This is a genomic window from Novosphingobium sp. FKTRR1 (assembly GCF_020404405.1).
In the GTDB taxonomy this organism is placed as follows: domain Bacteria; phylum Pseudomonadota; class Alphaproteobacteria; order Sphingomonadales; family Sphingomonadaceae; genus Novosphingobium.
Window position 1 is genome coordinate 134,234 of record NZ_JAIZDA010000010.1, and the last position, 7,770, is coordinate 142,003.

General features: G+C 64.8%; 8 protein-coding genes. 5 read left to right on the plus strand and 3 right to left on the minus strand.

The genetic code is table 11. The features are described 5' to 3' along the window. The first annotated feature begins 321 nt into the window (after positions 1-321). The gene (locus LDN95_RS11775; protein ID WP_226017868.1) at positions 322-618 is read left to right on the plus strand and encodes a hypothetical protein; all 297 of its coding nucleotides are present in this window, start codon (positions 322-324) and stop codon (positions 616-618) included. On the opposite strand, the gene pssA is transcribed toward LDN95_RS11775, so the two are convergent. From pssA to LDN95_RS11790, 3 genes are all read right to left on the minus strand, one after another. Continuing rightward, complete coding sequence (pssA, locus tag LDN95_RS11780; protein WP_370631682.1) at positions 569-1,420, minus strand: CDP-diacylglycerol--serine O-phosphatidyltransferase; 852 nt, start codon at positions 1,418-1,420, stop codon at positions 569-571. The genes LDN95_RS11775 and pssA overlap by 50 nt on opposite strands. Further along, on the minus strand, positions 1,417-2,166 hold the full coding sequence (locus LDN95_RS11785) for a phosphatidylserine decarboxylase (RefSeq protein ID WP_226017869.1): 750 nt from the start codon (positions 2,164-2,166) through the stop codon (positions 1,417-1,419). The genes pssA and LDN95_RS11785 overlap by 4 nt, the downstream gene beginning before the upstream one ends. Before the next feature lie 86 nt (positions 2,167-2,252). After that, on the minus strand, positions 2,253-3,092 hold the full coding sequence (locus LDN95_RS11790) for an alpha/beta fold hydrolase (RefSeq protein ID WP_226017870.1): 840 nt from the start codon (positions 3,090-3,092) through the stop codon (positions 2,253-2,255). Positions 3,093-3,211: 119 nt separating this feature from the next. On the opposite strand from LDN95_RS11790, the gene LDN95_RS11795 reads away from it, so the two are divergent. The 4 genes from LDN95_RS11795 (at position 3,212) to LDN95_RS11810 (ending at position 7,315) form a co-directional block, all read left to right on the plus strand. Further along, positions 3,212-3,616, plus strand: a complete 405-nt coding sequence (locus tag LDN95_RS11795) for a hypothetical protein (RefSeq protein ID WP_226017871.1) — start codon at positions 3,212-3,214, stop codon at positions 3,614-3,616. A 169-nt stretch (positions 3,617-3,785) separates the two neighbouring features. Beyond that, the gene (locus tag LDN95_RS11800) at positions 3,786-5,825 is read left to right on the plus strand and encodes a TonB-dependent receptor (protein ID WP_226017872.1); all 2,040 of its coding nucleotides are present in this window, start codon (positions 3,786-3,788) and stop codon (positions 5,823-5,825) included. Positions 5,826-5,828: 3 nt separating this feature from the next. Continuing rightward, on the plus strand, positions 5,829-6,941 hold the full coding sequence (locus LDN95_RS11805) for a PepSY domain-containing protein (protein WP_226017873.1): 1,113 nt from the start codon (positions 5,829-5,831) through the stop codon (positions 6,939-6,941). A 200-nt stretch (positions 6,942-7,141) separates the two neighbouring features. Next, on the plus strand, positions 7,142-7,315 hold the full coding sequence (locus LDN95_RS11810; RefSeq protein ID WP_226017874.1) for a hypothetical protein: 174 nt from the start codon (positions 7,142-7,144) through the stop codon (positions 7,313-7,315). Positions 7,316-7,770: the final 455 nt, after the last annotated feature.

The window sequence follows — 7,770 nt, forward strand, 5'->3', positions numbered from 1 at the left end:
GCAAATCCACCCGATTCGCGATCGCGCCACCGTGCAATCGAAAGCCAAGGACCGGGAAAAGGTGATCGTATCGGCCCGTTTCGCGCCCAGATCGCTCGAAAACCGACATAGGTTCAATGCCGTAAGCAGAATCGCGTTTTGGCGGATTTTGCACTTGACGATTCGGAACAAAAAGTGAACAAACGCAGCAGGACGGAACGCTTTGGAACCGTTAACGAACCGAAGTGTTATCCACAGAAAATCGCCGCTCTGTCAAGCAGAGGACAAGGCGGGCTGTCGATCCGACCTGGGAACGGAACACGATTGAAAAGGTAAGTCGCCATGCTCGCACTTGTTGTTGCCCTTGCCTTTCCCTCGGCCGCGCTGGTGGCGCTCGGCGTCATGGCGCTGACGGTTCGGGCACAGTTCCCTGCGGTGCGGCGCCTGCTTGCCGATTCCAAGGCCTTGCAGCGTGACCGCGAATTTCTCGCCGTGCTGATGGCCACCCCTGCAGCCAGTCCCGCAACCGCCCCTTTGGATGACATGCTCGCAGCCGGGATGGCACCGCGCCCCGTTGGTCCGCGTCCGGTCAGACGTGCGCGGCTGTTGCAGCCCGTGCATCTGCGCGCTGCCGCCTGACCCGGGCATAACGCGCCACGCCCAGCGGGATCAGCGCGATGTAGAAAACGCAGATCCCGACAAGGGTCAGCCACGGCTCGGTCAGCATGGCGGCAAACACCAGTCCGAATACCAGGATCAGTTCCAGCCGCACCGATCGGCGAGGCCGCAACGAAGCCCAACTGAGGGTCGCGATGTTCGAGATCATCAGGAAGGCGATCACCGCCGTCCACACCGCAACCCCGGCAGGATGACGGAATTCGGGACGGTCGCTGGCAATCCATAGGTAAAGCGGCATCATCGCAAGGCCCGCGCCCACCGGGGCAGGAACGCCGGTGAGGAACCCCGCCGACTTGTGCGGTTGGTCCTCGGTATCGATCCGGGCGTTGAACCGGGCCAGTCGCAGCGCGCAGCACACGGCCAGCGCCAGCGCGGCGAACCAGCCGAAGCGCGGCACTTCCTGCAACGACCACAAGTACAGGATCAAGGCCGGCGCAACGCCGAACGAAATCGCATCGGCCAGACTATCCAGTTCCGCACCAAACCGCGACTGCGCCTTCATCGCCCGCGCCACCCGGCCATCGATCCCGTCGAGCATACCGGCGACGATCACCGCCAGCACGGCGCTGCGGAAGTCCCCCGCAATCGCAAAGCGGATGCCGGTCAGTCCGCAACACAGCGCGCCCGAGGTAATCGCATTGGGTACCAGCGCGCGCAGCGTCAGCCCGCGCGGCAACCGTTCCGGACTGTCACCATCATCGAACGCGGCGCTGTCGCTGTCGCTGTCGCTGTCGAGCAGGGCATCGTCGTCGTCGGGTGTCACTGACGCACGCCTTCAAGCAACGGACTTTGCCCCAACACGCCGAGCACGGTCTCGCCCGCGACGATGCGCTGGCCGACCAGTACGGCAGGCTCGGTGCCTTCGGGCAGATAGACATCGACCCGGCTTCCAAAGCGGATCAGGCCCACGCGCTGCCCTGCTGCAACGATGTCACCACCCTTCACGAAGGGCACGATCCGCCGCGCGACGAGGCCGGCAATCTGGGTGAAACCGATCTTCACGCCATCGCCACGCTCGACCAGAAAGTGTTGGCGTTCGTTTTCCTCGCTCGCCTTGTCGAGGTCGGCGTTGAGGAATTTGCCGGGGATGTAGACCACCCGCCGGATCGTGCCACCGATCGGCGCGCGGTTGATGTGCACGTCGAACACCGACATGAAGATCGACACGCGGGTTACCGGCGCAGGGTCGAGCCCACGGCCGCCGGTGCCATCATCGGCGCACAGTTCGCGTGGTGGCGCGACCTTCTGGATCAGCGTGATCAGCCCATCGGCGGGGGCGACGATGAACCGATCGTCGCGCGGGGTCACGCGCTCGGGATCGCGAAAGAACGCAAGGATACCAAGCGTCAGCACACCAAGCGGCCAGGCCAGCAAGCTCAACCCAAGCAGGGCCGCGCCGCCTGCCACCGCCGCAGCGATAAGCGCGAACTTCCGGCCTTCGGGATGAACCGAGGGCCACACGAATCCAGCAGTCCCACGACCACGATTGTCTAAAATTTCTCCGGGCATGCGCTGTCTCTAGGCGCAGCGGCGTGCCGCGACAAGCTTGCAGGGCAACGGTCTGCGCTCACCACCGCGCGCCACGCCCCCGCCGCTTATCTTTCGGGCGGCATGACCCGGCGCAGGAAGCCAAGTACCGCCTCGTTGAAGCGATCGTTGCGGTCCCCCGCCACCATGTGCCCGGCATCCACGATGTCGACGACTTCCAGCGCGGGAACCAGCGCGCGCAAGCTGGCGACGCCATCATCGTCCACGATGTCGGATTTCATCCCGCGCACCAGCAACGTGGGCACTTCAGCACCCCAGTCGGACGATTCGACCAGATCCATCACGCGGCCATGATCATCGCGCGAATCGAGAAAGCGTGGATCCCAATGCCAGCGCAGGCGTCCATCGGCGCCTTCGCGCAAATTGCGCGCCAGACCCGATGGATCGCGCGGCCTTGGCCGGTCGGGGTAATAGGCGCTGACCGCATCGGCCGCTTCTTCAAGACTGGCGAACCCGGCGGGATTGGCGGACATGAAAGCGACGATCCGGTCAACCCCGGCCACCGCCAGGCGGGGCACCACATCGACCAGCACCAGCGCGCCGGGGCGCAACCCGCCCGCCACTGCAACCATCGCCGCCAACCCGCCAAGCGATGCGCCGACCAGCGCAAAGGGCCCCCGCGCCTGCGCTGCGACATGGCCAAGATCGGCCGCGCGGCGCAGATAGGAATAATCGCCATCCGGCTCCCAGTCGCTTTCGCCGTGGCCCAGCAGGTCATAGTTGAGCACGCGGTATCCCGCCGCGGCAAAATCGAGTCCGGCGCGGTCCCAGCTATGGCGGGTCTGGCCGCCGCCGTGCCCCAGCACCACGGTAGCGGCTGATTGCGAGCCAAGTTCGTCGGCGACAATGGACAACCCGCCATCGACCGGAATGCGTATCGTGTTCATCACGTTATCGTGGCGCGGACGGGTATCGCGGGCAAGGCCCGATTGCATCGCATCATCGTGATCTCGACGTTGATCTGGACAGGTGACAGGCGACAAACCCGGCTGTAAGCGCCCCCACGATGCACGCGGTCCGCGCCTTTTTCCTGTCTCACCGGCGCTTGGCCTTGCTGGTCATCGCCGCAGCGCTCTGCGTCAAGGCGCTGGTCCCGGCCGGCTATATGCCGGGCAGCGATACCCGCACGATCACCGTTCAGGTCTGCGCCGATTCGATCGGCCATGTGTTCAGCAAGCAGATCGTGGTCGGGCAAACGGGCAAGGCAGCGGGCACCGACAAGAGCGCAACCAGCGGCCATTGCGCGTTTTCGGCGCTGGGCCAAGCCGCGCTGGGCGGGGCCGATCCGCTGCAGCTTGCGCTGGCGCTGCTGTTCATCGTCGCGGCCGCGCTGGCGCCGCTGCGCACGATTTCCCCCCGGCGCAACCGGCACCATCGCCCCCCCTTGCGCGGGCCACCGACTCCAGCCTGACAGCCCTGCCCCGGCGCTGATCGCCCACCGCCAGACTGCTTCCGATGGGGGCGGTCATGGCGCGCGATTGCGCAGATGGCCGAGCCGGATCAGCCACTCCCATCATCATCCGCGATCTGTTGCTGGCCGCCAAGTGGCCGAGCCAGCCCGTTGGTAAATCGAGAAATTCATGAAAACTTCCATCATCGCGATGGCCGCTGCGGCCATGGCAACGCCTGCCTTCGCCGAAACCGCAGCCCCCGCCGACCAAGCCGTCGACACCAGTTTCAGCGTCGGCCAGCCGATCATCGTCACCGCGCGCGGCATGGCGGGCACTTCGTCCAACGTGATCACCTCGGTCGATCGGCTGGGCGGCAACGTCGCCCAGAGCGCCAACGTGAACTATGCGTGGGAACTGGTCGGGCGCCTGCCGGGCGTGCTCGTGACCAATTTCAACCAAGGCAGCACCAGCGGCAAGTTCTCGTTCCGCGGCTTCAACGGCGAAGGCGAGATCAACGCGGTCAAGCTGCTGATCGACGGCGTTCCGGCCAATGCCAACGACGGCAACATGCCGTTCATCGATGCGGTGTTCCCGCTGAGCATCGCCGGGATCGAGGTCGTGCGCGGCACCGCCGACCCGCGCTATGGCCTGCACGCCATCGCCGGCAGCGCCAATGTCATCACCCGCAGCGGCGGCAACTACATCGACGCCAAGGCCTCGGCCGGCAGCTTTGCCAGCTATGAAGGGCAACTGGCGGTTGGCCGCGAGCGGGGTGGCTTCAGCCAGAACTACGCGATCGGTTATCGCGACGCGCAGGGCTATCGCGCGCACGGGGCGCTCGATCGGCTGGGGCTGTCGGGCAAATGGGGCTTCACCCCCGGCGATGCGCTGAAGATCACCGCCAGCGCGCGGTATTACGTCAGCCATGCGCAGGAAGCGGGATACCTGACCGCCGCCACCGCCGCCGCCGATCGTCGCGCCACCAATGCCTATAACGCCTCGGACGGCGACCGGCGGCAACTGGGCCAGTACGCGCTGGCAATCGACAGCGACCTGTCGGACTCGCTCGACTTCGCCGCCAAGGCTTATGCCAATACCTTGCGCGACGATCGGTATGTGCGGTTTTCGGCGGGCGGATCGCAACAGCGCCGGGTGACGAACGAGAACCACTATGGCGCGCTGGCCGCGCTGCACTGGCATTCGGCTGTGGCCAGCGTCCCGTTCATGGCGGAGATCGGCGGCGATTATCAGTGGCAGGACGATACCTCGCTGCGCTTCAACACGGTCGACCGCGTGCCCACGCGCCAAACCCGCGACCAGCACTTCATCCTGAACGTCGGCGGTGCCTATGCGCAAGTGCTGGTAGAGCCGGCCAAGTGGCTCAAGATCACGCCCGCATGGCGGTTCGACCGGGTGTCGGGCCACTTCGCCAACCGCCTTGCGGGCACGACCGCGCCGATCAACGACTATGGCACGATCAGCCAGCCCAAGGTGTCGGTCGCGGCCACACCGTTCGATGGCGTCACCCTTTATGGCAACTGGGGCAAGAGCTTCCAGATCGGCGTGGGTTCGGGCGCCTATCTGATCGCGCCGCGCCTCACCGACCTGGCGCCGTCGATCAACACCGGCTGGGAACTGGGCCTGCGCTACGCCTTGTCGGATAGGCTGGAAGCGCGGATCGCCACCTGGCAGCAGACCGCTTCGGGCGAGTTGAAGCGCAAGCTCAACGATCCGTCGGGCGACTTCGAGAACATCGGGTCGACCCGCCGCCGGGGCGTGGATATCCAGCTCAGCGGCAAACCTGTGGCGCACGTCGCCGCGTGGGCCACGGTGTCGATCCAGAAAGCGATCATCACAGTGGCCGACCCGGCTACCCCGCAATACGCGGGCAACGAGATCGACCACGTGCCGCACGTGCTGTGGTCGGGGGGACTGGACTATACCGGCTTGCCCGGCATCCGGCTGTCGGTCTGGGCCAACGGGCAGTCGTCGTATTGGCTGACCAATGCCAACAGCGCGGCCAATGGCGGCAAGCTTGGCGCCTACCAACTGGCGAATGCCGAAGTCGCCTGGCAGGTCCACCCCCATGCCGAAGCGGCGGTTTCGCTGAAGAACCTGTTCGACGCCCGCTCGGAATATGTCTGGTGGGACACCACGGCACCGGCGCAACCCTTGCGCAGCCCCGGTGACGGTCGCGCCGTTACCGTGAGCCTGCGGGTCCGGTACTGAGCCATGGCCCGCCTGCGTCTCAACGTCGCAGTGCGACAGGTCCATCTGTGGATGGGCCTGTCGCTGGGCGCGCTGTTCGTGCTGCTTGGTCTGACCGGATCGGCGCTGGTATTCTATCAGACGATCGACCGCGCGCTGAACCCGGCAATTCAGGTTGCGGAGGCTGGTCCCGCGCCCGATGCGCTGTCTCCGGTGTGGGATCGGGGGCTGGCCACGCTGCGCGCGCGCTGGCCTGAGCGCCGCGGCACCTGGCGCTTCGAGGTCACTGGCGAGGCCGGGGCGATTCCGGTCCGCTATGACATGCCCGGCATGAAGCACGGTGGCCATCGCGTGATGCTGTGGTTGTCACCCGATGGCCGCCGCGTGCTGCGCGAGGAAGTATGGGGCCGGTACGTCATGACGTGGATCTACGATCTGCACATGGAATTGCTGAGCGGCGAGACCGGCCTTGCGGTGATCGGCTGGAGCGGCCTTGCCATCCTGATGCTGCTGATGGTCACCGGCGTCTGGGCTTGGTGGCCGCGCGGCAGTTGGGCCAAGGCGCTGCGTTACGCGTCGCGCGCCAGCCTGAGCCGCCGCTTGCGCGATCAGCACAAGCTGGCCGGGCTGATCGGACTGCCGCTGCTGGCGGTGCTGGTGGTGACTGGCGTGATGTTGGCCCTGCCGGATCAGAGCAACGCGGTGCTGCGCCCGCTTGGCCGACCGGTCGATCCGCCGGTCAAGCTGGGCACGATGCCCTATACCGGCCCCCGCGTGCCAATTGCGGTCGCCAGCGCCAGCGCGCAGCGCGCCCTGCCCCATGGACGGATCGTGTGGATCGACGTGCCGCCGCCGGGCTCGGGCGCCTACAAGTTCCGGATCAGGCAACCCGCTGACCCGTCGCTGCGCTTTCCCCACAGCTTCGTTTTTGTCGATCCCGCATCGGGCAAGGTCGTGGCAGTGCAGAATGCCGAGCAAGCTGGGCCGACGACAACCGTCAACAACTGGCTGCACAGCCTGCACGATGCCTCGGTCGGGGGGCTTTTCACGCGCTGGCTGGCCGTGATAATAGGATTCTTCCCCGCGTTCCTGTTCGTGACCGGCCTGATCCGGTGGCGCATCAGACGCCGGGATTGAAATGCTCGCCCGATGCGGATTGCCTTGGTGTCCGCAGCCCGGCGGGTGGATGCCTTGAAATGGTGAAGAAAAATATCGTTAAAATTCAATTATCCATGCTTCGTCGTTGCGAGTCAATCTCATCCATGGCACAAAATTGAGAGGGGCCCGACGAATTCAAGGTGCATGGGGCAATGTCGGATTCATCAGGGGCAAGGTTCATGAAGTTGCTGTTTGGCCGGATCAAGTGCGTTGTTGGAAAACATAGGCCTGATCGGGCGCGCAGTGCTCATGAAGGATTTACCGAATGGGCGCCGTGCCGCATCTGCGGCCGTAAATTGCTGCACGTCGGCGTGCACAACTGGAAACCGGCACCGGCGCGAAAGAAAGCGTGAGCCATCCTGCCGACAGCAATTGTCCGGCTATGGCGATTGTCGCGGTGCCGCTGCCATGTGCGCCACTCCTACGCTGGGCGACACTTGCGATCGGCCTTTGGTCTACGCCAGACCAAGTGATGGATAGATGCATATTTACAAATACTTATGCATTGTCCGATTAACCGGATGTCAATGAATTCGGAACAGGGAGATATGCTGTTCGATTGAGGTAGCAAATGCTTGCAGCAGCACAGCCACCGGACGAAATCGCTCGACTTAGCGCACTGGCCGGACTTGGCGTTCTGGACACCGCGTCGGAACCGGAATTCGACGCATTGGCCAAAGCGTAACTGCTCAGGAGGTTGGCAGAAAATGGTTGCGCGGTGACTCGGAGTTTGATTCACCCTGCTGATGGCCCCACCCCCGCTTCATGTGCTGAGCGAAGCTGAGAAGAACGAGCTTCTTCTGGCCCA